The organism is Paraburkholderia sp. BL27I4N3, from assembly GCF_003386115.1.
In the GTDB taxonomy this organism is placed as follows: Bacteria; Pseudomonadota; Gammaproteobacteria; order Burkholderiales; family Burkholderiaceae; genus Paraburkholderia.
The window spans coordinates 3,993,360-4,018,500 of record NZ_QREJ01000001.1 but is presented as its reverse complement, the minus strand read 5'-3'; the positions used below and the strand labels follow the sequence as shown (position 1 = coordinate 4,018,500).

Annotated in this window: 22 protein-coding genes; 7 read left to right on the top strand and 15 right to left on the bottom strand. The window is 62.6% G+C overall.

What is annotated here, in order from left to right:
• Positions 1 to 60 precede the first annotated feature (60 nt).
• Positions 61 to 465 carry a MerR family DNA-binding transcriptional regulator gene (locus tag B0G71_RS18165; protein ID WP_012431532.1) on the bottom strand — a complete coding sequence of 135 codons (405 nt, stop codon included), beginning with the start codon at positions 463 to 465 and terminating at the stop codon, positions 61 to 63.
• Positions 466 to 652: 187 nt separating this feature from the next.
• On the opposite strand from B0G71_RS18165, the gene B0G71_RS18160 reads away from it, so the two are divergent.
• On the top strand, positions 653 to 1,726 hold the full coding sequence (locus B0G71_RS18160) for an MBL fold metallo-hydrolase (protein WP_181916787.1): 1,074 nt from the start codon (positions 653 to 655) through the stop codon (positions 1,724 to 1,726).
• A gap of 75 nt (positions 1,727 to 1,801) precedes the next feature.
• On the opposite strand, the gene B0G71_RS18155 is transcribed toward B0G71_RS18160, so the two are convergent.
• The 7 genes from B0G71_RS18155 to argS form a co-directional block, all read right to left on the bottom strand.
• Positions 1,802 to 2,263 (bottom strand): DUF3828 domain-containing protein, encoded by a 462-nt coding sequence (locus tag B0G71_RS18155; RefSeq protein WP_116143167.1) that lies wholly within the window; start codon positions 2,261 to 2,263, stop codon positions 1,802 to 1,804.
• Positions 2,264 to 2,886: 623 nt separating this feature from the next.
• Positions 2,887 to 4,473: an ABC transporter substrate-binding protein gene (locus B0G71_RS18145; RefSeq protein WP_116143163.1), complete on the bottom strand. Its 1,587-nt coding sequence runs from the start codon at positions 4,471 to 4,473 to the stop codon at positions 2,887 to 2,889.
• Positions 4,474 to 4,738: 265 nt separating this feature from the next.
• Positions 4,739 to 5,557, bottom strand: a complete 819-nt coding sequence (locus tag B0G71_RS18140) for a cobalamin-binding protein (protein ID WP_116143162.1) — start codon at positions 5,555 to 5,557, stop codon at positions 4,739 to 4,741.
• Between the two features lie 3 nt (positions 5,558 to 5,560).
• Positions 5,561 to 6,340 (bottom strand): SDR family oxidoreductase, encoded by a 780-nt coding sequence (locus tag B0G71_RS18135; RefSeq protein WP_116143160.1) that lies wholly within the window; start codon positions 6,338 to 6,340, stop codon positions 5,561 to 5,563.
• Positions 6,341 to 6,355: 15 nt separating this feature from the next.
• Entirely contained in the window at positions 6,356 to 6,994 is a 639-nt protein-coding gene (locus B0G71_RS18130; RefSeq protein WP_012431539.1) for a thiol:disulfide interchange protein DsbA/DsbL, read from the bottom strand.
• Positions 6,995 to 7,163: 169 nt separating this feature from the next.
• A complete protein-coding gene (locus B0G71_RS18125) occupies positions 7,164 to 7,985 on the bottom strand; it encodes an SPOR domain-containing protein (RefSeq protein ID WP_116143158.1) in 822 nt (273 codons plus the stop codon).
• 61 nt (positions 7,986 to 8,046) lie between these two features.
• A complete protein-coding gene (gene argS, locus B0G71_RS18120) occupies positions 8,047 to 9,837 on the bottom strand; it encodes an arginine--tRNA ligase (RefSeq protein ID WP_116143156.1) in 1,791 nt (596 codons plus the stop codon).
• 442 nt (positions 9,838 to 10,279) lie between these two features.
• On the opposite strand from argS, the gene B0G71_RS18115 reads away from it, so the two are divergent.
• A complete protein-coding gene (locus B0G71_RS18115; protein ID WP_106282286.1) occupies positions 10,280 to 10,606 on the top strand; it encodes a DUF1840 domain-containing protein in 327 nt (108 codons plus the stop codon).
• 143 nt (positions 10,607 to 10,749) lie between these two features.
• On the opposite strand, the gene B0G71_RS18110 is transcribed toward B0G71_RS18115, so the two are convergent.
• From B0G71_RS18110 to B0G71_RS18080, 7 genes are all read right to left on the bottom strand, one after another.
• Positions 10,750 to 10,959 (bottom strand): hypothetical protein, encoded by a 210-nt coding sequence (locus tag B0G71_RS18110; protein ID WP_012431543.1) that lies wholly within the window; start codon positions 10,957 to 10,959, stop codon positions 10,750 to 10,752.
• A gap of 159 nt (positions 10,960 to 11,118) precedes the next feature.
• Positions 11,119 to 13,836 carry a methionine synthase gene (metH, locus tag B0G71_RS18105; RefSeq protein WP_166679063.1) on the bottom strand — a complete coding sequence of 906 codons (2,718 nt, stop codon included), beginning with the start codon at positions 13,834 to 13,836 and terminating at the stop codon, positions 11,119 to 11,121.
• Positions 13,837 to 13,920: 84 nt separating this feature from the next.
• Positions 13,921 to 14,991: a homocysteine S-methyltransferase family protein gene (locus B0G71_RS18100; RefSeq protein ID WP_116143154.1), complete on the bottom strand. Its 1,071-nt coding sequence runs from the start codon at positions 14,989 to 14,991 to the stop codon at positions 13,921 to 13,923.
• Between the two features lie 319 nt (positions 14,992 to 15,310).
• Entirely contained in the window at positions 15,311 to 15,568 is a 258-nt protein-coding gene (locus B0G71_RS18095) for a DUF3567 domain-containing protein (protein WP_007179533.1), read from the bottom strand.
• A gap of 117 nt (positions 15,569 to 15,685) precedes the next feature.
• Positions 15,686 to 16,474: an alpha/beta fold hydrolase gene (locus B0G71_RS18090; protein WP_116143152.1), complete on the bottom strand. Its 789-nt coding sequence runs from the start codon at positions 16,472 to 16,474 to the stop codon at positions 15,686 to 15,688.
• Positions 16,475 to 16,657: 183 nt separating this feature from the next.
• The gene (locus tag B0G71_RS18085) at positions 16,658 to 17,962 is read right to left on the bottom strand and encodes a DUF3108 domain-containing protein (RefSeq protein WP_116143150.1); all 1,305 of its coding nucleotides are present in this window, start codon (positions 17,960 to 17,962) and stop codon (positions 16,658 to 16,660) included.
• A 274-nt stretch (positions 17,963 to 18,236) separates the two neighbouring features.
• Positions 18,237 to 19,136 carry an IclR family transcriptional regulator gene (locus B0G71_RS18080; RefSeq protein ID WP_116148695.1) on the bottom strand — a complete coding sequence of 300 codons (900 nt, stop codon included), beginning with the start codon at positions 19,134 to 19,136 and terminating at the stop codon, positions 18,237 to 18,239.
• 128 nt (positions 19,137 to 19,264) lie between these two features.
• On the opposite strand from B0G71_RS18080, the gene B0G71_RS18075 reads away from it, so the two are divergent.
• The 5 genes from B0G71_RS18075 (at position 19,265) to B0G71_RS18050 (ending at position 25,026) form a co-directional block, all read left to right on the top strand.
• Positions 19,265 to 20,248, top strand: a complete 984-nt coding sequence (locus B0G71_RS18075; RefSeq protein ID WP_116143148.1) for a fumarylacetoacetate hydrolase family protein — start codon at positions 19,265 to 19,267, stop codon at positions 20,246 to 20,248.
• A gap of 255 nt (positions 20,249 to 20,503) precedes the next feature.
• Positions 20,504 to 21,739: an ABC transporter substrate-binding protein gene (locus B0G71_RS18065; protein WP_116143143.1), complete on the top strand. Its 1,236-nt coding sequence runs from the start codon at positions 20,504 to 20,506 to the stop codon at positions 21,737 to 21,739.
• 49 nt (positions 21,740 to 21,788) lie between these two features.
• Positions 21,789 to 22,676 carry an enoyl-CoA hydratase/isomerase family protein gene (locus B0G71_RS18060; RefSeq protein WP_116143141.1) on the top strand — a complete coding sequence of 296 codons (888 nt, stop codon included), beginning with the start codon at positions 21,789 to 21,791 and terminating at the stop codon, positions 22,674 to 22,676.
• A gap of 97 nt (positions 22,677 to 22,773) precedes the next feature.
• Entirely contained in the window at positions 22,774 to 23,592 is an 819-nt protein-coding gene (locus tag B0G71_RS18055; protein WP_116143139.1) for a PhaM family polyhydroxyalkanoate granule multifunctional regulatory protein, read from the top strand.
• A gap of 561 nt (positions 23,593 to 24,153) precedes the next feature.
• Positions 24,154 to 25,026, top strand: a complete 873-nt coding sequence (locus B0G71_RS18050) for a ferritin (protein ID WP_106282278.1) — start codon at positions 24,154 to 24,156, stop codon at positions 25,024 to 25,026.
• The last annotated feature ends 115 nt before the right edge of the window (positions 25,027 to 25,141 follow it).

Here is a 25,141-nt window from a genome sequence, read left to right as displayed (position 1 = left end):
CGTGAAGACACCCGTGATTGTATCGTCGGGCGCACCTGCGACGCATCGCGCCGCGATTGTTCAGGCCGGCTTGGCTTCGCGCGTGCCGCCTTCCAGTAGCGCGCGCGCCTGGGTTTCGTATTGCGCGAGGTCTTCGAGCGTCGCGTTCAGGTCTTCCAGTTGACGCTCGAGCACTTCGCGATGACGCGCCACCGTGGCGAGGAACGCGTGCAACTGCGGCACCGTGTCGGTCGGCGACTCGTACACGTCCAGCAGATCGCGAATCTCCGAAAGGGTGAAGCCGAGCCGTTTGCCGCGCAAGGTGAGCTTCAGACGCGTGCGGTCGCGGCCCGAATAGACGCGCCGCAGGCCACTCGACCCTTCACGGCTCGGAGAGAGTAAACCCTGGTCTTCGTAGAAGCGGATCGCGCGGGGCGTGACGTCGAATTCCCGCGCGAGCTCGGTGATCGTGTATTGCGTGTTCATCGGGGCATTCCGTGGCCGGGCAGGAAATCGGATTGAACGATAGAATCGACGTTTACGTTATCGTCAACTTGAGTTGAACGCAACCAGGCGCAGTACGGCGGCGGTACGTCATTCGCACACGGCAACCACGCCGTCCGGCATCGCACACCTCGCCATGCCGGACGGCCGACGGAGGAAGACACCCACAATGAATGCACTCGAACATCAACTCGACTACCCGTTCAACGACACCTTGCCGGACGCGGGCCATGCGTTGGAAGTCGCGCCAGGCGTGTTCTGGCTGCGCATGCCGTTGCCTTTCGCGCTGGATCACATCAACCTCTGGCTGTTGCGCGACGAGATCGACGGCCAGCTGGGCTGGACGGTGGTCGACTGCGGGATCACCTCGGATACGATCAAGGAGAACTGGGAGAAAGTGTTCGACTCGGTGCTCGACGGCCTGCCGGTGCTGCGCGTGATCGTCACGCATTGCCATCCCGATCACATCGGCCTCGCGCACTGGATTTGCGCCGGCGGCGACAAAAAGCGCTGGGACGTGCGGCTATGGATGACGCTTGGCGAATACATGCAGGCCCGCGTCATGGCTGCCGGCGACGGCTCGAATGCGGGCGGCGAGGGCGCGGCACGACACTTCGCGCGACACGGCGTGACCGACGAAGAGTCGCTTGAGAAATTGCGCAATCGCAAGAGCTATTACGCGAGTCTCGTGCCGGCGATTCCGGGGCAGTATCGCCGGTTGCGGGAAGCGGACGGCGTGGAGATTGGTGGCAAGACCTGGCGCGTGGTGACCGGCTTCGGCCATTCGCCCGAACACTGCGCGTTGTTCTGCGAAGAGACCGGCGTGCTGATTTCCGGCGACATGGTGCTGCCGCGCATCTCGACTAACGTGTCGGTGTTCGATATGGAGCCCGAAGGCACGCCGCTCGCGTTATATCTGGAGTCGCTAGGCCGTTACGAGACGATGCCGGAAGACACGCTCGTGCTGCCGTCGCATGGCAAGCCGTTTCGCGGTGTGCGCACACGCATCCGCCAATTGCGCGAGCATCACGACGCGCGTCTAGCCGAAGTGCGCGAGGCGTGCGCGGAGAAACCGCAGAGCGCCGCGGATATCGTGCCGCTGATGTTCAAGCGGCAACTCGATATCCATCAGATGACGTTTGCGATGGGTGAAGCGCTAGCGCACTTGCATCTGCTGTGGCTTGCGGGTGAGTTGACGCGTAAGCAGGATGCGGATGGGGTGATTCGGTTTTCGCCGGCGTGATCGAGGTGGTGTGTTGATGGGAGAGGAAAGCCCGCAGGCGGGGGCTTTCAGTGGTCAATGCGGCACTGAAACGTACTATTTGTCATCTTGCGTATCGTCGATTTTGGTGATCTTCCAGACACCATTCTGTTTGCGCAGAAACGCAAGAATGGTTTTCTTCTCTGCGGATCCGAACGTAACGGGAACGAGCGCGACATCGTCAAGCATGATCGCGGGATGCGTTGCAATGTGCGCGAGCCAATCCTGCTCGTCGTAATCCTGCACCTTTGTGAAGTACTCGGCCCTTTCGGCAAACTTGTTTTGCTTATATTCGGCCCTCAGGAAGTCGACGGTCGATCTCGATACGTAGCGATAGACTTCCTTGTCCATGAGAGCATAGCCGCGGTCTTCTGAATCCCGCTTGATGAACCACGTATAGAAAGCCTTGGTACTGGCCTCGGGCGTCGTGGCCTGGCGCATCTGCGCGAGCGCCAGCGGCTGAAAGAAGCTGCCGGAAATGACGAAGAGCGCCGCAATTAGCATGAAGATTTTTCGCATGATGCCGCTCAGTCGTGACGGTAGATTTGATAAGGCGGACGTGCGCTCCGGTATGCTGGGCCGGGATAAAAACCGTATTGCTGTCTGAAATCGGAAATCCAGATTCGTCCGTCGTACATGGCCATATGACCGTCCGGATGGTTCGCGATGGCCTGGATCACGACGACATCCCCTTTCTGCGGATTTGCGTCGCTTACCTCATAAAAGCCTGTGCAGATTAACGAAGAGCCATAGTTCCTCGCGGAGTACATCACCATGAGTGAAATTCCGCCGCGCTGGATTGCCTCTCGAACGTATCTTGCGCAACGTTGGTGGCTTGAAGATTCCGCATGCCATTGAAGATAGTCGACAGCGGAATTTATATTCCAATAAGGCATAAAATAGGTATCCAAATTAAATTTGAATCCTAACGTCGTTCGTTGATGTGGTGCTATAAAAATGACAAACTTTTAACGTTTTCTGCAAATAATTCGTATTGCAGAAGTCCTTTTCATCGAGATACCCGCAATGCATATCGTATTGCGCGAATTAGTAATCGAGCCTCGGATGCCGGTAAAGCAAAAAGCCCGGTGCTTTCGCAACCGGGCTTTTTTCGCATGCGGCACGTTCAAACACGAACGCGATTACTGCACCGACACCGCCCCGAAGTTCTGCCGCCCAAACGGACTCACGTGATACCCACTCACGTTCGTGCGCGCGATCGCCGCAGCGGTCGGATACCCAAGCGGAATCCACAGCGCCTGATCGTGAATGATCTGCTGCGCCTGTTCATACGCCTTCGTGCGCTTGGCCTGATCCGGCGTTGCTTTGCCGTCGGCGATCAGCTTGTCCAGATCCTGGTCGCAGAAGCGCGCGAAGTTGATCCCCGACTTCACCGCGTTGCAACTGAATAGCGGCGACAAGTAGTTGTCCGGATCGCCGTTGTCGCCGGCCCAGCCCATGAAGAGCGAATCATGCTGGCCTTGCTTGGCCTGCTTGATCAACTCGCCCCATTCGATCACCTTCACGTCGGCCTTCACGCCGATCTTTGCGAAGTCGGCTTGCAGCAGTTCGGCGCCGGCCTTCGGATTCGGATTCAGCACGCTGCCGTTCGGCCGCACCCAAATAGTCGTTTCGAAACCGTTCGGATAACCCGCGTCGGCGAGCAGCTTCTTTGCCTTCGCCGGGTCGTACGGCCACGCCTTCACGGCCTTGTCGTAGCTCCACGTGTTCGGCGGATACGGATTCACGGCCGGCGTTGCCGTGTTGTCGAATACGGTCTTCAGATACGTGGTGCGATCGAACGCCATGTTCAGCGCGGCGCGCACCTTCTGGTTGTCGAGCGGCTTCTTCTGCGTGTTCAACGCGACGAACGCCGTCATGAACGCGGGCGTCTGCACGATGGCAAGCGACTTGTCCGTCCTGGCATCAGCGAGGTCCTGCGGCTTCGGCGACAAGGCGATCTGGCATTCGCCCGCCTTCACTTTCTGCGCCCGCACCGTGGCGTCCGGCGTGATCGCGTAGATCAGGCGGTCGATCTTCGGTTTCGGGCCCCAGTAGGTCGGATTCACGTCGTAGCGAATCACTGCGTCTTTCGTATAGCTCTTCAGTTCGAACGGACCGGTGCCGATCGGCTTCGAGTTCAGATCGACCTGCTTGCCGGCCTTGAGCAACTGATCGGCGTATTCAGCCGAATAGATCGAGGCGAAACCCATGGTCAGGATCGAGACGAAGGTCGCGTCGGGCGCGTTCAGTTCGAACTTGACGGTGTTGTCGTCGACCTTGCTGATCGACTTGATGAGCTTCGGCAGACCCATCGACTGCGCATGCGGGAAGCCGCTCGCGCCCGCCACCTTGTGCCACGGATTGCTATCGTTGAGCATGCGGTCGAACGTGAAGACGACGTCGTCTGCATTCAGCGCGCGCGTGGGCTTGAAGTAATCAGTGGTCTGGAACTGCACGTTCGGGCGCAGATGGAACGTGTAGGTGAGGCCGTCGGGGCTTACGTCCCACTTGTCGGCCAGCGCCGGCACCACTTTCTTCGCGGCCTCGTCGTACGAGACCAGCGAGTTGAAGATCACGTCGGCCGACGCGTTGGTCGTGACGAGCGAATTGAACTGCACGACATCGAAGCCGTCGGGGCTCGACTCGGTACAGACGGTCAGCGGTTTGGCGAGCACGAGCGCGGGCGCCGTGAACAGTACGGCGGCTGCGAGCAGTTTGAAGCGCATAGGATCTCCCATAACAAGCGCAGTCAGGCAGTGCGTCTGGTTGTGTGATTATGTTCCGTTGACGAAGGACGGGCGGCCTTGCGGCGTAGCCGTCGTCTTTATTGTGATACGTTTCCGGCGCTGGCGCATGAGTCGGCTGTTGCCGCCGACGCGCGTGGGCCTTCGCGAAAGCTTATCGAAGGGTGGTTGCGGCGACAACAACATAATCCGCATATTCATATGGCGGGTGCGGCCCAGATTTAAGGCGCGCTGTCCTTGCACGCGCTCAGGCCGTCGCAGCGCGCTGCAGCAGGTAAGCGATGCCTTCGATCGCGCGCACGCCGTACCACGACACCATTTCCCCATCAATTAACTCAATGCGCTTGCCGGCCAGGCGCGCGTCGCGTTTCAGCGCGTCGCAATGGACCTGTGTAAAGCGATACGGCTCGCTGGAGAGCAGGATGCGGTCGACCTGGGCGAGCCACGGCGCGGTGTCGAAGTCGAGCGTCGGGTAACGCGCGGCGCCTGCCGCACCGCCTTGCACGTCCGGCAGTGTGTGCCAGTTGACGAGCTGCAGCATGGTCGAGATATAGGTGTCACGCGCTACGGTCATCCACGGTTCGCGCCAGATCAGATACAGCACGTTTTGCGGGATGAACGCATGCGCCGCCGCGTCGCAAAGGCGGGCTTCGAGCGCTTCGCTCAGGCGCTGCGCTTCCTGCGCACAACCGAAAATCGCGCCCAGCAGTGTATAGAGCGCCAGATTGTCCCGCGGCGTTCGAGGATGCGTCACGACGATATGCGGTACAAACGCCCGCAACTGCTCGACAGTATCGCGTTCGTTTTCGTCGATGTTGACGATCAGATGGGTGGGGCGCAACGCACGAATGGCGTCGAGCTTCACAGCCTTGGTGCCGCCGACCTTGCGCACCGATTGCACCCTGTCGCGCGGATGTACGCAAAAACCAGTGCGGCCAACAATCTGCTTGTCGAGGCCAAGCGCAAACAGCAGTTCAGTGATGCTCGGCACCAGCGACACGATGCGCGTCGCGGCGCCCGCTGGTTCGTGCGCGACGCCGGCTGCATCGACCGCACGGGGTTGCATGGCTTACTCGGCTTCGGCGGTGGCGCGCGGCTTGCGCGGCGCCCGCTCGAAAGCGCGGTCGTAGAGCCAGCGCGGCAGCACGTGCAGCAGCATGGCCACCACGCGCATCTGCCAGGGAAACACCGCGAACGCGGTTCGACGTTCGATCGCCTGCGCCACCTTGAGCGCGAAACGGTCGGCGTTCATCAGGAACGGCATGGTGTACGGGTTGTGCTCGGTCATGGGCGTGCGGATATAGCCGGGCGCAATCGTCACCACGCCGACATCATGCGGCCGCATTTCGACGCGCAACGCTTCCAGATATTTGAGCGCCGCCGATTTCGACGCGCTGTACGCGCCGGAGCCCGGCAAGCCACGCACACTCGCGACACTGGCGATTCCCACCAGCGTGCCGCGTTTCGCGGCGATCATCGCGGCGGCGAACGGCTCGAAAGTCGCGACCATGCCGAAGTAATTGATATCCATCACTTCGCGGAAGGTGCGCAGATCGCCATGACCGGTGACAGCGCCGCGGCTGATGCCTGCGTTGGCGATCACCACGTCAGGCAGGCCGTGCCGCGTGATGAACTGCGCGGCCGCATCGGCGAGCGCTTCCGCGTCGCGCACGTCGACGGAATAGATGGAGACAGTATTCTGCGGATGGGACTTCTGGAAGGCGGCGAGGGCGTCGCCGCGGCGGGCAACGAGGCCGAGAATCGCGCCGCGCCGCGCATATTCGGCGGCGAGCGAGAGGCCTATGCCACTCGAAGCGCCGGTAATGAAAACCTTCAGGGGGGAACTCATTCCGGCGCCTTAGCTTTACATCTTCTTGGCGCGGACCTGGGCGACCAGGTAGTCGAGCACCTGGATCGTGCCCGGCAGGCTGTTGGTCGCGGCCGGGCCGGTTTCATACTTGCCCTGCACGGCCAGCGTCGGCACGCCGTCGATCTTGTAGTCGTCCAGCAACTTCTTGTCCTTCTGCAGCGCGCTTTGCGTCGAGAACGAGTTGTACGCGTCCATGTACTTCTTCGGATCGACGCCGTTCTTCGCGAGGAATTTCGCCTGATCTTCCGGCGTCAGCAGATAGTCCTTGTTGACGTGGATTTCGTTGAAAACTTTCGGCGTGAGCTGCGTGGCGAGGCCGAGCGCGTCGAGCGCGTGGTACATCTTGGAATGCGGAATGAAGTCGTCGCGGAAGGCGACCGGCACGCGCTTGAACACCACGTCCGGACCTTGCTTCTTCACCCACGCTTCGAGGTACGGGTTGAATTCATTGCAGTGCGGGCAGCCGTACCAGAAGAATTCGGTGACTTCGATCTTGCCGGCCGGCACGTCGGTGGGCTGCGCGGTGGGCAGCACGGTGAAATCCTTGCCCGACACCGGCGCGGTGGGCGATGCCTGTGCCGAGGCGGCAACGAGGCCCAGCGAGAGGAACAGAATGCTCAGCAGTTTCTTCATGTTGTTGACCCAAGTAGGCGTAGAACGGTGGCGCCACGCAAATGCCCGTCACCGTCTTCAAGATTCGGCGTTGGACGGTTTGAACCGTCCGTCGTGCTTGTGACACGCGCCGCACGCCGATAGTTCGGCGGCGGCGCGTTCCGGCAAGTCACCGTGTATTTATTGTGGCTTATTGCTTCGTGAAGCGGATCACTGCGGTATCCACGCCCGCGTCCGACAGACGCTGACGGCTCGAATTCATGTCTTCGAACTTCGAGAACGGCCCGATACGCACGCGGTAATACGTGACGCCGCCGGCGTCGCGCTGCGTGACTTTCGATTCGAAGCCCTGGAAGGCGAGGCGCGCGCGCTGCTGTTCGGCGTCCGCCGAGGTCTTGTACGCACCCACTTGCAGGAAGTAGCCGGTGTTCGCATCGCCCGGCGCGGGCGCCGCGCCCGAACCGGGCTTGGCGTTCGCGGCCGTGGTGGACGAACTGCTCTTCGGCGTCGAACCTGCCGCGGTGGCGGCCGGTGCGCTGGAGGCTTGCGGCTTCTTCGCCGGCGTGGTGGCCGTGCCGTTGCCGTTATCCTGCGCGGGCTTCGGTGCGACCGCCGTGCCGTTCGCGTTGCCGTTGTTGGCGTTAGAAGGCGGCACCTCGACGATCTGCGGTTCTTCCAGCATGCCCGACTGCGTCTGCGAGTTGGTCTGGCCGGGCGCGGTGTTCGGCGGCGCAGGTTGCGCGGCTTGCGGCACAGGCTGACCCGGCGTCTTGCCTTGCAGCGGACGGTTCGGGTCGTATTGCGGCTGGTTCGCGCTGGAAGAATCGGACGCCGCGGGCGGCGCCACCTTCGAGACGAAAGGCGTAGGCGCACGGGTGATATACAGCGCAACCACTACCGCGATCGCAAGGCCGACGATCAGGCCCAGCACGATTCCGAGAAAAGTGCCCCCGGTTTGTTTCGATTGCTTTGTTGTGCGGCGTGGTTTTGCCATCGTATGAATCACCTGCAAAAAGAATCCTGGAACGGCCGTCGATTATAACGACGGCCGCATGCATGTTGCGCCGGAGGACTTACATCTTGGCGGGAGCGGAGACGCCGATCGTCGCGAGACCGTTGGCCAGCACTTGACGCGTGGCCGCGAGCAGCGCCACGCGTGCATTGCGCTCGGCCGCGTCGTCGACCAGCACGCGCTCGGCACGGTCATTGTAGAACGAGTGGAATTCCCCGGCGAGGTCGCGCAGATAGAACGCGACCGCGTGCGGCGCGAGTTCGTCGGCGGCGTGTTGCAGCATGTCCGGGAATTCGGCGAGTTTGTTCAACAGGGCCATCGCGCGTTCGCTGGTGAGCGGCGAGACGTCCACGTCCGCCAGCGTGCTTTCGTCCGTGCTGTAGCGCGCCTTGCTTTCGGCGATGACCGAGCAGATCCGCGCGTGCGCGTATTGCACGTAATGCACCGGATTCTCGTCGTTCTGCTTCAGCGCGAGGTCGATGTCGAACACGAATTCCGTATCCGCCTTGCGCGAGATCAGGAAGAAGCGCACGGCGTCGCGTCCGCGGCGAATCGTTTCCTCGTCGATCAGATCGACGGCGGCTTCCGAGCCCGGCGTGGCGCCGCCCGACCATTCGATCAGGTCGCGCACCGTCACGTAACTGCCGGCGCGCTTGGAGATTTTCACCTCTTCGCCGTTGCGCATGACCGTGACCATCTTGTGCAGGATGTAGTCGGGGTAGCCCTTCGGAATGCCGACGCCGAGACCTTGCAGGCCGGCGCGCACGCGCGCGATCGTGCCGTGGTGGTCCGAACCCTGAATGTTGATGACCTTGGTGAAGCCGCGTTCCCACTTGGCAACGTGATAGGCGACGTCCGGCACGAAGTACGTGTAGGTGCCGTCGCTCTTGCGCATCACGCGGTCTTTGTCGTCGCCGTCGTCGGTGGTGCGCAGCCACAGCGCGCCTTCCTGTTCGTAGGTCTTGCCGGCGGCGATCAAGGCCTCGACGGTCTTCTCGACCCGGCCTTCCTTGTACAGCGACGATTCCAGATAGTACTGGTCGAACTTCACGCCGAATGCCTGCAAGTCCATGTCCTGCTCGCGCCGCAGGTACGCCACGGCGAAGCGGCGGATCGCTTCGAGGTCTTCGACGTCGCGCGCGCCGGTGACCGGCTCGCCGTCGCTCGCGGCCACGGTGACGCCGTTCAGATAGTCTCGCGCGATCTCGGCGATGTACTCGCCGTTGTATGCCGAAGCCGGCCAGCCTGCGTCGCCGGGAGCGAGGCCGCGCGCGCGTGCCTGGGTCGACAGCGCGAGTGTCTGGATCTGCACGCCGGCGTCGTTGTAGTAGAACTCGCGGTGCACGTCATAGCCTTGTGAGGCCAGCACGTTCGAGAGCGCGTCGCCGAGCGCGGCCTGACGGCCGTGGCCGACGTGCAGCGGGCCGGTGGGGTTGGCCGAGACGAATTCGATCAGCACATGCTTGCCGGCGTCGCGCTGCGAGCGGCCGAAGGCCTCTTTCTCGGCGAACACGGCGGCGATCACCGCCTGCTTGGCGGCGGACGCGAGGCGCAGGTTGATAAAGCCGGGGCCGGCCACTTCGGCGGCTTCGACGAGGCCTTTGGCCTGCGGTTGCGCGAGCAGCGCGTCGACAATCTGTTGCGCCAGCTGACGCGGATTGGCGCGCAGCGGCTTGGCGAGCTGCATCGCCACGTTGCACGCGACGTCGCCGTGCGCGGCGACCTTGGGGCGCTCCAGCGTGATGGTGGGCGACACGAACGCGGCTTCGCTCGCGCCTTGCGAGGCGGTCGCGACCTGCTTCACGGTGTCGGCGAGCAGTGTTTCGAGGGTAAGTTTATGTGCAGGCAGCATGCTTGTTGCGAGTCCAGTGAGGCAATCCGGTGATGCGGGAGAGGCGCCGGCCGCGCGAGGCGCAACCGGTTCGTCAGAAGCGTGCAAAGCGGCATGCATTTGCCGAAGCGCGGCGGGCGCAATGCGCCCGGTATCAGGCACGTTGTCTGCAACGCTTCAAATGCGGTGCAGGCGGCCTGCCGTGGCGTTGACCGCTGGGCGGGCCGCGGCGGTTCGCGGATCGTGCTCACCCGGCCTGGCCACGTTACACGCACTTCGCCGCGCGGTGCATTGCGGCACGCTTTTCCGTCCAGACGGATTTTAGCAGGTGCTAATATGTTCAATGAGATGCCCAACAAGGGCCGTGGCCGCTGCGCCTGATCGCGAGCCAACGTAACGCGCGCTGGCAGCTGCCTTTGGGCGGCTTGCGCGCCAATCCAACATAACGAAAAAGGGAACAGTCATGCTGATTACTTTCAAATGCCGCGCCTGTCCGGACGTGATGATGCTGGAAAATCTCGCGCAGTATCTGGTCGGCATCGTCGGCAAGCGGCTGGGTGAGCGCGGCGTGATCACTCACGACGAAGCGGGGCTGGCCATCGAGAAGCTCGAGGCAGCCATTACCTTCGACAAGCAGGAACGTGCCGAGCACGACGGCCATTTTCACGAAGGCGAAGACGGCCACGAGCATCACGAAATTCCGCCGGGACTCGCGCAGCGCGCGTATCCGTTCCTCGACATGCTGCGCGCGGCGCAGAAGGAAAACGCGGATATCGTCTGGGGTCTCTGATCCCACGCTGAACCGCTGTGCGCGGCGTTCAAAAGAGCCGTGGCACCCGGCGGGGCGAAACCTTGCGCACCAATGAAAAGAGCCCGCTTAATGCGGGCTCTTTGTCGTTCAGAGATTCAGACCGACCGGCGCTGCCGTGCCGCTTACTGGCTGGCGGCGTCCGCCGGCGCGGCTGCGGGAGCCGACGCACCCTTCTTCGCTTTCTGTTTCTTCGGTTTCTTGACGTGTTTCACCGTGGGCGGCGAATACGAACTGACCGAGCTGGAACCGCCGGGTGCGGCGGGCTGGGCCAGCGCCGCCGTGGCGCCCAAAGCAAGCGAAACAGCGGTCAACAACAGCGTCAGCTTCTTCATACGATTTTCTCCGTTGACGATTGCAATTATTAAGCCGACGCGTTTTGGCCGCGTCTGGCGGGGTCAAGCCGCCTCAGTCTACAAAGCCGAAAATTACGTTGCCGCAAATATTCAGTCTTTCCAGCCCGATATAGTGGGGTTCCCGCCACGCCCGACGGCTTACAGCAAAGGCGCCAAGGCTCGTTCCGCATCCGTTTTCGACAGCGCCATGCGCTTTGCGTAGTCTTCCAGTTGGTCCTGACCGATCTTGCCGACCGAGAAGTAAGTGCTGTCCGGGTGCGCCAGATAGAAACCGGAGACGCTCGCCGCCGGCAGCATGGCCAGCGACTCGGTCACACTCATGCCAATTTCCGTGGCGTGCAGCACGTCGAACATGTCGCGCTTCACCAGGTGATCCGGGCAGGCCGGATAGCCGGGCGCCGGACGGATGCCGTGGTACTTTTCCGCGATCAGATCTTCGTTGGAGAGCGTTTCGGCGTTCGCGTAGCCCCACAGATCGCGCCGCACGCGCGCATGCAGCGCTTCGGCGAAGGCTTCGGCGAAACGGTCGGCGAGTGCTTTCAGCATGATCGCGCTGTAGTCGTCGTGATCCTTTTCGAACTGCTTTTCCTTCACGTCGACGCCCAGACCCGCCGTGACCGCGAACATGCCGATGTAGTCGGCCACGCCCGAGTCCTTCGGCGCGATGAAATCGGCAAGCGACCGGTTCGGCCGCATCACGCCGTCCACCACCGGACGCACGCTCTGCTGGCGCAGATTGCGCCATGTGAGCGCGACTTCCGAGCGCGATTCGTCCGTGTAGATTTCGATGTCGTCGTCGTTCACCGTGTTGGCCGGCAACAGCGCGATCACGCCGTTCGCTTGCAGCCAGCGGCCCTGGATCAGGCGCGCGAGCATCGACTTGCCGTCCGAGAACACGCGCCGCGCCGATTCACCGACGATCTCGTCATTGAGAATGGCCGGATACGGGCCGGCCAGATCCCACGTCTGGAAGAACGGACCCCAGTCGATATAGTTCGCCAGTTCGCTCAGATCGAAATTCTTGAACACGCGGCGGCCGATGAACTTCGGCTTGACCGGCTGATAACTCGCCCAGTCGACCTTGGTCTTGTTGGCGCGAGCCTCGGCCAAAGTGACCATGGGCTGCGCCTTCTTGTTGGCGTGCTGAACGCGGATCCGGTCGTAATCGGACTTGAGTTCGTCGAGATACTTTGCCGCGCCTTCGTCGGACAGCAGGCTCGACGCCACGGAGACCGAGCGCGACGCGTCCGGCACGTAGACCACGGGCCCTTCGTAGTGCGGGGCGATCTTCACGGCGGTATGCACGCGCGAGGTGGTCGCGCCGCCGATCAGCAGTGGAATCTTCTTCACGCGGAAATAGTCGTCGCGCTGCATTTCCGAGGCGACGTAGGCCATTTCTTCGAGGCTCGGCGTGATCAGTCCGGAGAGCCCGATGATGTCCGCGCCTTCGACCTTCGCCTTCGCGAGAATGTCGTTGCAGGAGACCATCACGCCCATGTTGACCACTTCGAAGTTATTGCACTGAAGCACCACCGAGACGATGTTCTTGCCGATATCGTGCACGTCGCCCTTCACCGTGGCGATGACGATCTTGCCCTTCGCGCGCACGTCGGCGCCGGCTTCGGCGAGCTGCTTCTTTTCTTCTTCAATGTACGGAATCAGATGCGCGACGGCCTGCTTCATCACGCGCGCCGACTTCACGACTTGCGGCAGGAACATCTTGCCCTGGCCGAACAGGTCGCCGACGATGTTCATGCCGTCCATCAGCGGGCCTTCGATCACGTTGATCGGGCGGCCGCCATCAGCGGCGATCTTCGCGCGGACTTCTTCGGTGTCTTCGACGATGAAGTTGGTGATGCCGTGCACGAGCGCATGCGACAGACGCTTCTCGACCGGCTGGTTGCGCCACTCGAGGTTCTCTTCTTTCTTCGCGGCGCCGGTCTTGAACTTGTCGGCGATTTCGAGCAGACGGTCGGTGCCGTCTTCACGGCGGTTCAGCACGACGTCTTCGACGCGTTCGCGCAACTCCGGATCGAGGTCCGCATACACGCCGAGCTGGCCCGCGTTGACGATGCCCATGTCCATGCCCGCCTGGATCGCGTGATAGAGGAACACGGTGTGGATCGCTTCGCGAACCGGGTCGTTGCCGCGGAACGAGAACGACACGTTCGACACGCCGCCGCTCACTTTCGCGTACGGCAGATTCTCTTTGATCCAGCGCGTCGCGTTGATGAAATCGACGGCGTAGTTGTTGTGCTCTTCGATACCGGTCGCGATCGCGAAGATGTTGGGATCGAAGATGATGTCTTCCGGCGGAAAGCCGACTTCGTTCACGAGGAAGTCATACGAGCGCTTGCAGATCTGCGTCTTGCGCTCGAAGGTGTCGGCCTGGCCTTGTTCGTCAAAAGCCATCACCACGGCGGCCGCGCCGTAGCGGCGAATCAGGTTCGCGTGGTGGCGGAACGCATCTTCACCTTCCTTCAGAGAGATCGAGTTGACGATCGCCTTACCTTGCACGCACTTCAGGCCCGCTTCGATCACTTCCCATTTCGACGAGTCGATCATGATCGGCACGCGCGCGATATCCGGTTCCGACGCAATCAGGTTCATGAAGCGCACCATCGCCGCTTTCGAATCCAGCATGGCTTCGTCCATGTTGACGTCGATGACCTGTGCGCCGTTTTCGACCTGCTGGCGCGCGACCGCGATCGCATCGTCGAACTGGTCGTTCAGGATCATTCGCGCGAACGCCTTCGAGCCGGTCACGTTGGTGCGTTCACCGACGTTGATGAAAAGCGTCCCGGACGTGACGTTGAACGGCTCGAGGCCGGAAAGGCGCATGGTGTGATCGGTCATGGCGTATGTGCTCGATTGCTGCGATTAAGTGCGTCGTGTTCAATAGCGGAAGTGTGGCGGCGGCTCGACGAGACGCGGCTGGACTCAGGCCGCGTCGCGGTATTGCGTCGGCCATTGGCGCGGCTTCACCTCAGCCAACGCCTGCGCAATCGCCGCAATATGCTCCGGCGTCGTGCCGCAGCAACCGCCCGCAATATTCACCAACCCCGCCTGCGCGAACTCCTTCAGTAAGCCCGAAGTATCCGCGGGCAGTTCATCAAAGCCCGTATCGCTCATCGGATTCGGCAAGCCCGCATTCGGATAGCAGGACACGTATGTGTCGCAGAGCTTGGCCAGTTCGGCGATATACGGCCGCATCAACGCCGCGCCCAACGCGCAGTTCAAACCGAACGTGAGCGGCTTTGCATGACGCAGCGAGTTCCAGAATGCTTCAACCGTCTGACCCGACAGAATGCGCCCCGATGCGTCGGTGACGGTACCCGAGATCATGATCGGCAAACGCTCGCCGGTGTCCTCGAACAGTTCGTCGAGCGCGAACAGCGCGGCCTTCGCATTGAGCGTGTCGAAAATGGTCTCGACGAGGAACAGATCGGCGCCGCCGTCGAGCAAGGCCTTGGCCTGCGCGTAGTAGGCCGCGCGCAGTTCATCGAACGTCACGTTGCGCGCGCCCGGATCGTTCACGTCGGGGGAAATGCTCGCGGTCTTCGGCGTCGGTCCGATCGCGCCGGCGACGAAGCGTGGCTTGTCGGGCGTCGAATATTTGTCGCAGGCGGCGCGGGCCAGTTTCGCCGACTCGAGATTCATTTCGACGGCAAGGTCTTCCATGCCGTAGTCCGCCTGAGCGACCGTGGTCGCACCGAACGTGTTGGTTTCGATGATGTCCGCGCCCGCCGCCAGATACTGCTCGTGAATCTCGCTGATGATCTGCGGCTGCGTGATCGACAACAACTCGTTGTTGCCCTTGATGTCGCGCCCGTAGTCCTTGAAGCGTTCGCCGCGATAGCGGGCTTCGTCGAGCTTGTAGCGCTGGATCATCGTGCCCATTGCGCCGTCCAGGATCAGGATGCGCGACTTGAGCAGCGCGGGCAGCGCTGTGCCGCGCGTATAGGCGGCGTCGGGGCGGACTGGCGTGGCGGTTCGAGCGGGCTGGTTCATGGCGGACAAGGGCTTGCGCCGGCTTTTTCGGGAAACCTGTCATTGTAGCCGCTGCCGGCCAGATGCGCCCGGCGCGGGCGGAGCATCGGCCTTCCGCTGTCGAAGCATGCTGCCTGGGAAAACGGGAAGCGGAAAGCGGAAAGCGGCGAGACAAAAAAGCATCAGCGGCGTCACAAAGAAAACGGCCCAGCGAGGCAAAAGCCTGCTGGGCCACTTCATATTTGCCGACCGACTTGTAAAAGCCGCCTGCTTGCCCGGTTGCGGGGGCTGACGGCGCGGTCGATGTATGTCGCCAAAAACGCTAAGCCTGACCTCGCGGTTAGTGAAGGATCACCGGTTGATGCATCAGGCTGTCGAACTGGCCGAGGAATTCGTCTACTTCGTCCAGCGACGGTTCTTCTTCGATCAGCTTCTGCACGTGCTCGCGAAACCGCGCCGCCATTGCGCCGTCGATATAGATCTCACGCTGCATGTTTTTGTCGACGATCTCATAGCCGCCGGACTTCATGGCCAGCGGGCCTTCCTGCGGCGGAAACTCGACGACACAATAGTTGGGGCTGTTGTAGATCATTTGCATGGCGACACTCCTTATTTCCGTTGGCTCCTGGCCATTCCTGCGCCATAGGTGGAGCGTATGGTTTGGAATTCAAGGGGTGGGTCCGGATTGACGCTTGTAAAGTTCCGAACCTACCGGTTAGACCGGCCTTTCAAGAAACGTTTCAAGCAGTGCAGCAAAACGGTGAGATTGCTCGATGGGCGCAAGATGAGCGGCATCCAGCAGTTCGAAGCGTGCGCCTTCGATGGCGTCTGCTATCGCCTGCGTAGCAGCAGGCGGCGTGCCCGTGTCGTGGCGGCCCGCCACGGTCAATGTTGGGCATCGGATTGCTCCCAGCTTACTGCGTACGTCGAAATCGCGCAGAGCTTCGCACGCCATGGCGTAGCCTTCTGGCAACGTGTTGGTCAGCACGTCGCGGATTTGCTCGACTGCTTCGGGGTGCGCGGACTGAAAATCGGGGGTCAGCCAGCGGCTCAACGTCGCGGGAACGAGCGACGCCATGCCACTGTCACGGGCCGCGGCGGCGCGCTGATCCCACGTGGCGCGGGCTTCCTGCGGCGTGCCGCCGCTGCTGTCGCCGATCGTCAAGGTATTTACGCGAGCGGGATGATCGAGTGTGAATTGCTGCGCGATCATGCCCCCCATCGACATGCCGACCAGATGCGTACTGGGTGCGCCGAGTGCATCGAGCAGCGTGGCGAGATCGTGTGACAGATCGGCGATGCCAAAGGGCGCGCCGGACGCGGCGGTCTTGCCATGACCACGCACGTCGTAGCGTAGTACGGTGTAGTCGTCGCGGAAATAGCCGGCGAGTTGATCCCACACGGACAAATCGCCGCCGAGCTGATGGATGAACGTCAGCCACGGGCCGCCGCCCTCGTTGCTCAACACATAGCGCGTCTCGATACCGTTGATGTTCACTTGCATGCGGGCTCCTTTGAAAGGGAACGCAGTGGAAGGTCCATTCGCGCGCTGGGTGCCACCTGGTCACTTGCCTGCAGGGCTGATCAATATACGCAGCATATTCGCGAACGGATGCAGCAGCAGGTGCGAGTCAGCTTCATGGCGGAAGTTTCGCCGCTCAGATAGAAACTCTCTTCAAGTTTCGGCTCAGGGTTTGATGATGCCGGGCGTATTGCCGGGGTCGGTCGGATCGACCCGCGAGGCGGGCGCAGCTTCGGGCATAGCTGCCGCTGCGGCCGGAAGCGGAGGCGGAGTTGCAGGTGCGGCTGAATTGTCAGGAGAAGCCGCGGCCGCGTCACCATTGCTGTTGGGAGCGCTGCCACCCATGTTGGCATTGAGCTTGCCGCGCCACACCAGTTCGAACTGTGTGCCGTTCGGCTCCGTCTGAACGATGCGCGCAGGCAGCCAGCCGAGCGACGGCGCGAGCCACACGTCGATGCGCCGCAAATCGCCGTCATGGCGCGGCAGCCGTTTGAAATGACGAGTGTCGAGGAAACCTTCGGCCGTCCGGATGGTTTCGTCGCCGATCGTCTCGACCGGCCAGTTCTCGCCGCTATCGTTGTCGACCACGAAGAACTGGCGCGTCACGCCAGGCTTGTAGGCACCCGGGTCGCCGCGCACGAGGCTCGCAAGCTGCATCACCATGCTGAAGCGATCCTGCGCGCCGTCGGGCAACGGTACGGTGGACGGTGTGCGCGTAAATGCGATTTTCTTGTCGGCGCGGTTAAAAATCGCAATGTCTTCCGCCCGGCGGCCGCGTTTTTCGACGTACTGGTCCGGCGCGAGACCGAAGGCGTCGATACGGCCATGGCTCGCGTACACGAAGGTGCCGACAAAAGGCAGCGGCACGGAGACGACCATCTCGTAGCTTTGCGCGTTGCTGGTCCAGTGGATCGTGCCGGGCTGGTTGCGCACGCCGTTGTAGAACGTGTCGTACTGGAGTTCGCCCGATGGCGGGACGGAGAACTTCACGCCTGGCGACGCTTGCGGCGCGCTCGCGGCAGCGGGTGCGCTGGCCGTGCCGGTGACACTGGCGGCGTTGGCTGCCGCGTTGACGCTCGACACAGCGCCCGGAGCGCTTGCAACGGCTTCCGATGCCGCGACAGGTACCGCCGGCGCGGCTGGCTTTGCCGGCCGCAGCGCGGTCAGCACATGTTCGCGCGGCTTGCTCGCGGCGGCGTGGCGAGTGGGCGCCGGTTCAGGCGCGGGCGACGCCACGGTCGCCGGTTTGCGTTCGATACGTTGGGGCGTCAGCAATGCAACCTGCACCGGCACATGCTCATTGTCGGAGGGATTCAGGTTCGCGCGATTTCGCTCGACCCACTGCGCGGCGATCCAGTGCAAAGCGGCCACGATCAACAGCACCACGATCCAGCGCCACGCGCGCAAACCGGTGCGCGGCCCGCTGGGCGGCGTGCGATCGGAACGGTGGGTGGCGGGGGCTGAGGACATCGGTCAGTGCTTGTGTGCGGGCGGATAGCTTCGGGATCGACTGGCAGCGCGTGCGAGCGGCGGTGAATACGACAATGGCGCCAGGCCTGATGCCTGAAGCGTACAAGGCGGGCAGCGAACCGATTCGACCGCGTTACGGCGAGCGATGTTCCGCGCGGTTGAAAACACGCCCACGTTCAAGACCCGGAACAGTACACGCAGCGCGGTTGACGCCATGCTTGCCGACTGAGTTCGCGTCAAACCCTGCAATGCGCCACGCACCCAACGCGCCGCATCACACCTGTTCGTCGCGCGGCGACGCACTATACCCCAGCTCATACGAGAGCTTTTCCGCGCAGTCGCGCAACGCCGTATCGATCTCACCGCCCCAGCGAATATCGAACGCGCCCTCATGACCGAGTGCGATGAGCCCAAGCGCGAGTTCGCCGGTCGAGTCGAACACCGGCATGCAAAACGCGTGAATGGTCGGCAGCAACATGCCTTCGACACGTGCCGCCTGGTGCTCTCGCACCTGCGAGAGGACCTGTTCGACTTCATCGCGCGTGCGGGGCGCGCCGATATGCGACGAACGGCGCGAATCAGCCAGTTCACGTTCGAGCATCGCGGCAGTCTTGCTCGACGGCAGATATGCGGCGAACAACAGGCCGGTGGCGGAACTGAGCAGCGGCATCACATCGCCGAGTTTGAGCGACGCCTTTGCCGGATAGCTCGATTCCATCCAATGCACCATGGTCGGCCCCTGATTGCCCCATACCGCGATGCCGACCGTCAGATCGAGCCGGTCGCGCAATTCGGAGAGCGCGATGCGCGCGAGCTTGACGCCGTCGACGCGCGCGAGCCGCGCGAGTCCCAGTTGCAGCGCGAATCCGCCCAGCTCGTAACGGCCCGACAGCGGGTCTTGCGACACCACACCGAGGCGCAGAAAACTCACCAGATAGCGATGCGCTTTCGCCGGGCTCATGCCGGCACGCTGGGCGAGATCGCGCAGCATCATGGCGCGCGGCTCGCGGGTCAGCACATCGAGCAATTTGAAGCCGACTTCGATCGACTGGATGCCCGAGCGCAGCTTTTCCTCGCCGCTCTCGCCGCCTTCGTCGTCGGATTCGGTCGGGTCGAGCGGTTCAGCGGAGTCGGCGTCGGTGCGGATGGCGCCGGAGCGGGCAGTTGGAGGCATGAGCGAGGCGCACGCGGCGCATTCAAAAAGTGACACACGGATGAGGCGGATCGTCGGCACTTGGGCCGGGCCGATTCACCATCGTAGAATAGATTCCTTCTATCGTCACTAACACGGTTCATTCCTCTATGAAACTTGCCACGCTGAAGGACGGCACGCGCGACGGACAGCTGATCGTCGTGTCCCGCGACCTGCACACCGCAGCTGTCGCCGACGCGATCGCGCCCACGTTGCAACGCGTGCTCGACGACTGGGCCTTCTACGCGCCGCAATTGCAGGATCTGTATGACGCGCTCAATCAGGGCCGCGCGCGCAACACTTTTCCGTTCGACGCCAAGGAATGCATGGCGCCGCTGCCGCGCGCGTTCCAGTGGGCCGACGGCTCGTCGTATGTGAACCATGTCGAACTGGTGCGGCGCGCGCGCGGCGCGGAAATGCCGCCGGAGTTCTGGACCGATCCGCTGATGTATCAGGGCGGCAGCGACGACTTCATCGGACCGAAAGACGACGTACTGTGCGCGTCCGAGGCATTCGGCATCGACTTCGAGGCGGAGGTCGCCGTGATCACCGGCGACGTGCCGATGGGCGCCACGCCCGACCAGGCGCTCAGAAGCGTGCGTTTGATCACGCTCGTCAACGACGTGTCGCTGCGCAATCTGATTCCCGCCGAACTCGCGAAAGGCTTCGGCTTTTTCCAGAGCAAGCCGGCGACGTCGTTCGCGCCGGTCGCGGTGACGCCCGACGAACTCGGCGAACACTGGCGCGAAGGCCGCGTGCATCGGCCGATGATCGTCCACTGGAACAACAGGAAAGTCGGCCAGCCGGATGCCGGCACGGACATGGTGTTCCACTTCGGCCAGTTGATCGCGCATGCCGCCAAAACGCGCAATCTGCGCGCGGGCGCGATTGTCGGCTCGGGCACGGTGTCGAACAAGGACGCCAAGCGCGGCTATTGCTGTATCGCCGAGAAGCGCTGCCTCGAAACCATCGAGCACGGCGCGCCGCAGACCGAGTTCATGAAGTACGGCGATACGGTGAAGATCGAAATGTTCGACGAAGCGGGCAAGTCGATCTTCGGTTCGATCGATCAGGGCATCGCGCCGCTGGATTGAGCACCGCTGTTGTGTGGAACGCGGCATGTCGGCCGCACGGGTATCCGCGCGCTTCGTTCCGATTCGAAAGGGTTTCGCCCGATGCAGCGGCGGGTGCGCGCGGCTACACTGACTGGCGCGACGGCATGGCCGGGGTGGCCGACTGCGGGTTCATCGCAGGACTGTCGCGAAGCCGCGTGTGAACGGCACGTGAGCAGGGCATGAGCCGGGACATAGGCAGTACATCAAAACGAAAAACCCACGTGAGGAGACAGCATGCCGCGAATCGAATTCCTTGAACCCGAAGCCCGGCGCGCTCGCGCGTCTAACCACTCGCGCCTGACGCCTTCGCGCAATCGCCTCGCGCGTCGTGCCGTTGCGCTAGGCGCGGCATTGGCGGGTGTATTGCCCGGTATCGCGCTGGCGCAGGTGAAAATCGGCCTCGTGTTGTCGCTCACCGGACCGGCCGCGTCGCTCGGCATTCCCGCGCGCGACACGGTCGCGCTGCTGCCCAAGCAGATCGGCGGTCAGAGCGTCGAATACATCGTGCTCGACGACGCATCCGATACCACGCAGGCCGTGCAGGACACCAAGAAGCTGATCTCCGAGAATCACGTCGACGCAATCATCGGGTCGTCCATCACGCCGAATTCGCTGGCGATGATCGACGTAGTTGCAGAAGGTCAAACGCCGATGATCTCGCTGGCCTCGTCGGCGAAAATCATCGAGCCGGTGGATGCGAAACGCCACTGGGTCTTCAAGACGCCGCAAACCGACGCGATGATGGCGTCGGCGATTGCCGAACATGCCAGCCTGCACGGCGTCAAAACCATCGCGTTCATCGGCCAGGCCGACGCGCTCGGCGAGACCTTCTATACCGAGGTCGCGAAGTTCGCGCAACTGCATCACATCGACATGGTGGCGAGCGAGCGCTTCAATCGCACCGATCCGAGCGTGACCGGCCAGGTTCTCAAGATTCTCGCGACGCATCCCGACGCGGTGGTGGTGGGCGCGGCCGGCACGCCCGCCGCCTTGCCGCCGAAGACACTGAGGGAGCGCGGCTACAAAGGCCTGATCTATCACAATCACGGAGTCGGGAATAACGACTTCCTGCGCGTGTGCGGCGCCGATTGCAATGGCACCTTCCTGCCCGCGAGTCCGGTGCTGGTCGCCGCGCAATTGCCGGCGGATCATCCGGCCAAACGGCTCGCGCTCGACTACATCGCGCGCTTCGAAGCGGTGCGCGGCGCGGGCAGCGTCTCGGCGTTCGGCTCGTACACGTGGGACGCGGGCATGTTGCTCAACAACGCCGTGCCGATTGCGTTGAAAAGCGGCGCGCCGGGCACGCCGGAATTTCGCCGCGCGCTGCGCGATGCGCTCGAAGCGACCCGCGGTCTCGCGGATACCAATGGCGTCGTCAATATGAGCGCCACGGATCACCTCGGGCTCGATCAGCGGGCGCGTGTGATGGTCGAAATCAAGAATGCGAAGTGGGTTTATCAGCCGCGTTGAATGAACGCTGCACGGTTCAAACGAAACACCGATATACGGATTGCTCATCATGTCTCAGGCACCACACCGGAACGACGCGTTCTACGCGCACTACCAGTCGCTTCAGTTGCATCGCCATCCGCATGGCGTGCTCGAAGTCGTGATGAGCGGTGAGGGCGCCAACAAGAGCGTGCTCGCTACCGCCGACGCGCGCATGCATTTCGAACTCGCGGAAATCTGGCGCGACATCGACCGCGATCCCGACACGCGCGTGGCGATCATTCGCGGCGAAGGCAAGGGCTTTTCGGCGGGCGGCGACCTGCAACTCGTCGAAGACATGGCCACTGATTTCGACGTACGCGCGAGGGTGTGGCGCGAGGCGCGCGATCTGGTCTACAACGTGATCAATTGCAGCAAGCCTGTTGTATCGGCGATGCACGGACCGGCGGTAGGTGCCGGGCTCGTGGCGGGGCTGCTCGCCGACATCTCGATCGCGACGAAGACAGCGCGGATCATCGACGGTCATACGCGTCTGGGCGTGGCCGCCGGCGATCACGCGGCGATCGTCTGGCCGCTCCTGTGCGGCATGGCAAAGGCCAAGTATTACCTGATGTTGTGCGAGCCGGTGAGCGGCGAAGAGGCGGAACGCATCGGCCTCGTCTCGCTCGCCGTCGACGAAAACGATCTGCTGCCCAAAGCATTCGAGGTCGCGCAGAAGCTGGCCAACGGCTCGCAAACGGCGATTCGCTGGACCAAATACGCGTTGAACAACTGGTTGCGCTCGGCGGGGCCGGCGTTCGATACCTCGCTCGCGCTCGAATTCATGGGCTTTGCCGGGCCGGATGTGCGCGAAGGCGTCAACTCGCTGCGCGAGCGGCGCGCGCCGGATTTCGGCGGCGCCGATCCGTGGCGCGGTCAGCCGTCGAACGGCGGCGCGACAGGCGGCGAGCGTTCCTGAGGCTGCCTCCTGCACGGTATGATCGAAACAAGACGCGCGCGGGACGGCGCCCCTTCTTTACCGCTTCTTCTTCAATTTACGCAGCGAGGCGACAAGCATGACCGATACTCCTGACTCCACGCCGCCCTTTCCCGGCTTTCCCGGTTTCCCGCCCGCTGAAATGCTAGAACGCATGTGGGGCATGATGCGGCTGTCGCCGTTCGGCTCGGCTTTTTCGGGCACGCAGCCGGCCGGTGGCGGCGGCCTCGGACCTTCGCTCTCGATGATGTCCGACATGATGGCGCCGCTCACCAACGTCGAAGAACTGGACAAGCGTATCACCGACATGCGGGCGGTCGAGCAATGGCTCAAGCTGAATCTGAGCATGCTGCAGTCCGCGATTCAGGCGCTCGAAGTGCAGCGCGCGACGCTCGCGACACTGCGCGCGTTCGGCGCGTTCGCGCAGTCGTCGATGTCGCAACCCGCAGCGGAGTCGGCCGCGCCGAGTCCCGCGGCCGCGAGAGGCTGGCCGCATCCGGCGGCGCCTGCATCGGCGCCGGCGTCGGCTGCCGCGGCGGGCGCCGCTGCGTCGGCTGAGGAGTCGGCGGGTGGGGAAGAGGAGGCGCCGGCCACGCCGCCATTCGACGCATCCGCATGGTGGAATCTGCTGCAATCGCAGTTCAACCAGATCGCCCAGTTCGCGATGACGCAACCGCCGGCTGTGGGAGCGGGCGCCGAGGCGTCTGATTTTGTCCCGGACGACGATGCGGCCGCTTCGCCAGCGGGTGGGGAGCCAGCGCCCAACGCGCCGCAGGCGCGGGACGCGGAAGCCGCTGAGTCGGAAGCCAAGCGGCCGGCCGCGAAGCGGGCGCCTGCGGCGACAAAGCGCACGAGCGGCGCAAGCGCCAGTCCAAAAACCACGAAAAAATCTACTTAAGGCAGGAATGAAACGCTGCGGCGTGACGCGGGTATTAAAGACACACAGAAGGGCAGGTTCGCCGTCTGTCACGGTTTTGACCCCGATCGTCCGCCACACTCCGCGAATCGCACGATTTCTTGCGCGCGGTCAGCCAGGCACCGGAATTGCGACTGTTACGACGCGGGTTCGGTCAAGTCAGCGTGCTATCATTGTGTAAGCTTAATTAGGCTTTTGGGCGTGCGCTGAAAACTACCAATCCAGCCGCCCTTGCTCCATTCGCGGCCGGCAACACCGGCGCAGGGCTGGACGGTGCGGTTTTCATCGCAAACTGGCTCGACCTCAGGCACGGGGTATCCCTCACCCACGGTTGGCCGCGCAGCGCGTAATGTAGGACTAGTCGCGCATGCGCAAACGCCTGGACTTCTTTGCCGCCAGTGCATCTAGGCGGCAGATTACCGCGTAAAATTGAATGCTTGGCCGGCAAACGGAGCACATACGGTGCGACCCGTTCGTCGTGAGCAAAAGTACTACAACGTAGTAGTGACAGACACACAGTATGCGCAGAACAGGGGTGGGACTATGAACACCATGCTTTATCCGGAACTTTATAAATCGCTCGAATCCGTTCGATGGGACATGGAGAAAGACATTCCCTGGGACAAGTTCGATGCATCGCTATTGACCGACGAGCAGGCGGCGACGATCAAGATGAACGCGATCACCGAATGGTCGGCGTTGCCCGCCACGGAAATGTTTCTCCGTGACAACCATCACGACAGCGATTTCTCCGCGTTCATGAGCGTGTGGTTCTTCGAGGAACAGAAGCATTCGCTGGTGCTGATGGAATATCTGCGCCGCTTCAAGCCGGAAATGTGCCCGACCGAAGAAGAACTGCACGCCGTGCGCTTCGAATTCGATCCGGCGCCGCCGCTCGAAACGCTAATGCTGCACTTCTGCGGCGAGATCCGCCTGAATCACTGGTATCGCCGTGCGGCCGAATGGCACACCGAGCCGGTCATCAAACACATCTACGAAACCATTTCGCGCGACGAAGCGCGACATGGCGGCGCATATCTGCGCTACATGAAGAAGGCCATGGCGCAAACCGGCGACATTGCGCGCGCCGCGTTTGCGAAGATCGGTGTGCTGATGGCCTCGGCTCGCCGCACGGAAAAACCGCTGCACCCCACCAACCTGCACGTGAACCAGGCACTGTTCCCGCGCGACACGATTCAGTCGCGTCTGCCGGATCCGGAATGGCTGGAACGCTGGCTCGACGAACAGATCCGTTTCGACGACGGCTGGGAAAAGAAGGTGGTCGAGCGCATTCTGCACAACCTGTCCATTCTGTTCGAGCGTACGTTCAACACCGCGCAGGAATTGAACCGCTACCGCAAGGAAGTGGTTCTGCGCCTGCAGGCTGAGCAGAAGTCGGCGGAGCAACCGGCCTGAGGGTAGCGAGCATGTGACTCGGTCTGCGGCGCCGCGCGCCGCGAACTGGTTTAAAAGAAAACGGCCTGACGCATTTATGTGCGCCAGGCCGTTTTGTTTCATGCGACCCATCGTG

Excerpts from the sequence above, each read along its gene's own strand:
- B0G71_RS18130 (WP_012431539.1), bottom strand. The coding sequence starts at position 6,994 with ATGAAGAAACTGCTGAGCATTCTGTTCCTCTCGCTGGGCCTCGTTGCC.
- B0G71_RS18155 (WP_116143167.1), bottom strand. The coding sequence starts at position 2,263 with ATGCGAAAAATCTTCATGCTAATTGCGGCGCTCTTCGTCATTTCCGGC.
- metH (WP_166679063.1), bottom strand. The coding sequence starts at position 13,836 with ATGACCGATCACACCATGCGCCTTTCCGGCCTCGAGCCGTTCAACGTC.
- B0G71_RS18060 (WP_116143141.1), top strand. The coding sequence starts at position 21,789 with ATGTCTCAGGCACCACACCGGAACGACGCGTTCTACGCGCACTACCAG.
- B0G71_RS18160 (WP_181916787.1), top strand. The coding sequence starts at position 653 with ATGAATGCACTCGAACATCAACTCGACTACCCGTTCAACGACACCTTG.
- B0G71_RS18085 (WP_116143150.1), bottom strand. The coding sequence starts at position 17,962 with ATGTCCTCAGCCCCCGCCACCCACCGTTCCGATCGCACGCCGCCCAGC.
- B0G71_RS18110 (WP_012431543.1), bottom strand. The coding sequence starts at position 10,959 with ATGAAGAAGCTGACGCTGTTGTTGACCGCTGTTTCGCTTGCTTTGGGC.
- B0G71_RS18065 (WP_116143143.1), top strand. The coding sequence starts at position 20,504 with ATGCCGCGAATCGAATTCCTTGAACCCGAAGCCCGGCGCGCTCGCGCG.
- B0G71_RS18145 (WP_116143163.1), bottom strand. The coding sequence starts at position 4,473 with ATGCGCTTCAAACTGCTCGCAGCCGCCGTACTGTTCACGGCGCCCGCG.
- B0G71_RS18080 (WP_116148695.1), bottom strand. The coding sequence starts at position 19,136 with ATGCCTCCAACTGCCCGCTCCGGCGCCATCCGCACCGACGCCGACTCC.
- B0G71_RS18100 (WP_116143154.1), bottom strand. The coding sequence starts at position 14,991 with ATGAACCAGCCCGCTCGAACCGCCACGCCAGTCCGCCCCGACGCCGCC.
- B0G71_RS18050 (WP_106282278.1), top strand. The coding sequence starts at position 24,154 with ATGAACACCATGCTTTATCCGGAACTTTATAAATCGCTCGAATCCGTT.
- B0G71_RS18095 (WP_007179533.1), bottom strand. The coding sequence starts at position 15,568 with ATGCAAATGATCTACAACAGCCCCAACTATTGTGTCGTCGAGTTTCCG.
- B0G71_RS18135 (WP_116143160.1), bottom strand. The coding sequence starts at position 6,340 with ATGAGTTCCCCCCTGAAGGTTTTCATTACCGGCGCTTCGAGTGGCATA.
- B0G71_RS18140 (WP_116143162.1), bottom strand. The coding sequence starts at position 5,557 with ATGCAACCCCGTGCGGTCGATGCAGCCGGCGTCGCGCACGAACCAGCG.
- B0G71_RS18055 (WP_116143139.1), top strand. The coding sequence starts at position 22,774 with ATGACCGATACTCCTGACTCCACGCCGCCCTTTCCCGGCTTTCCCGGT.
- B0G71_RS18165 (WP_012431532.1), bottom strand. The coding sequence starts at position 465 with ATGAACACGCAATACACGATCACCGAGCTCGCGCGGGAATTCGACGTC.
- argS (WP_116143156.1), bottom strand. The coding sequence starts at position 9,837 with ATGCTGCCTGCACATAAACTTACCCTCGAAACACTGCTCGCCGACACC.
- B0G71_RS18090 (WP_116143152.1), bottom strand. The coding sequence starts at position 16,474 with ATGCAAGTGAACATCAACGGTATCGAGACGCGCTATGTGTTGAGCAAC.
- B0G71_RS18115 (WP_106282286.1), top strand. The coding sequence starts at position 10,280 with ATGCTGATTACTTTCAAATGCCGCGCCTGTCCGGACGTGATGATGCTG.
- B0G71_RS18075 (WP_116143148.1), top strand. The coding sequence starts at position 19,265 with ATGAAACTTGCCACGCTGAAGGACGGCACGCGCGACGGACAGCTGATC.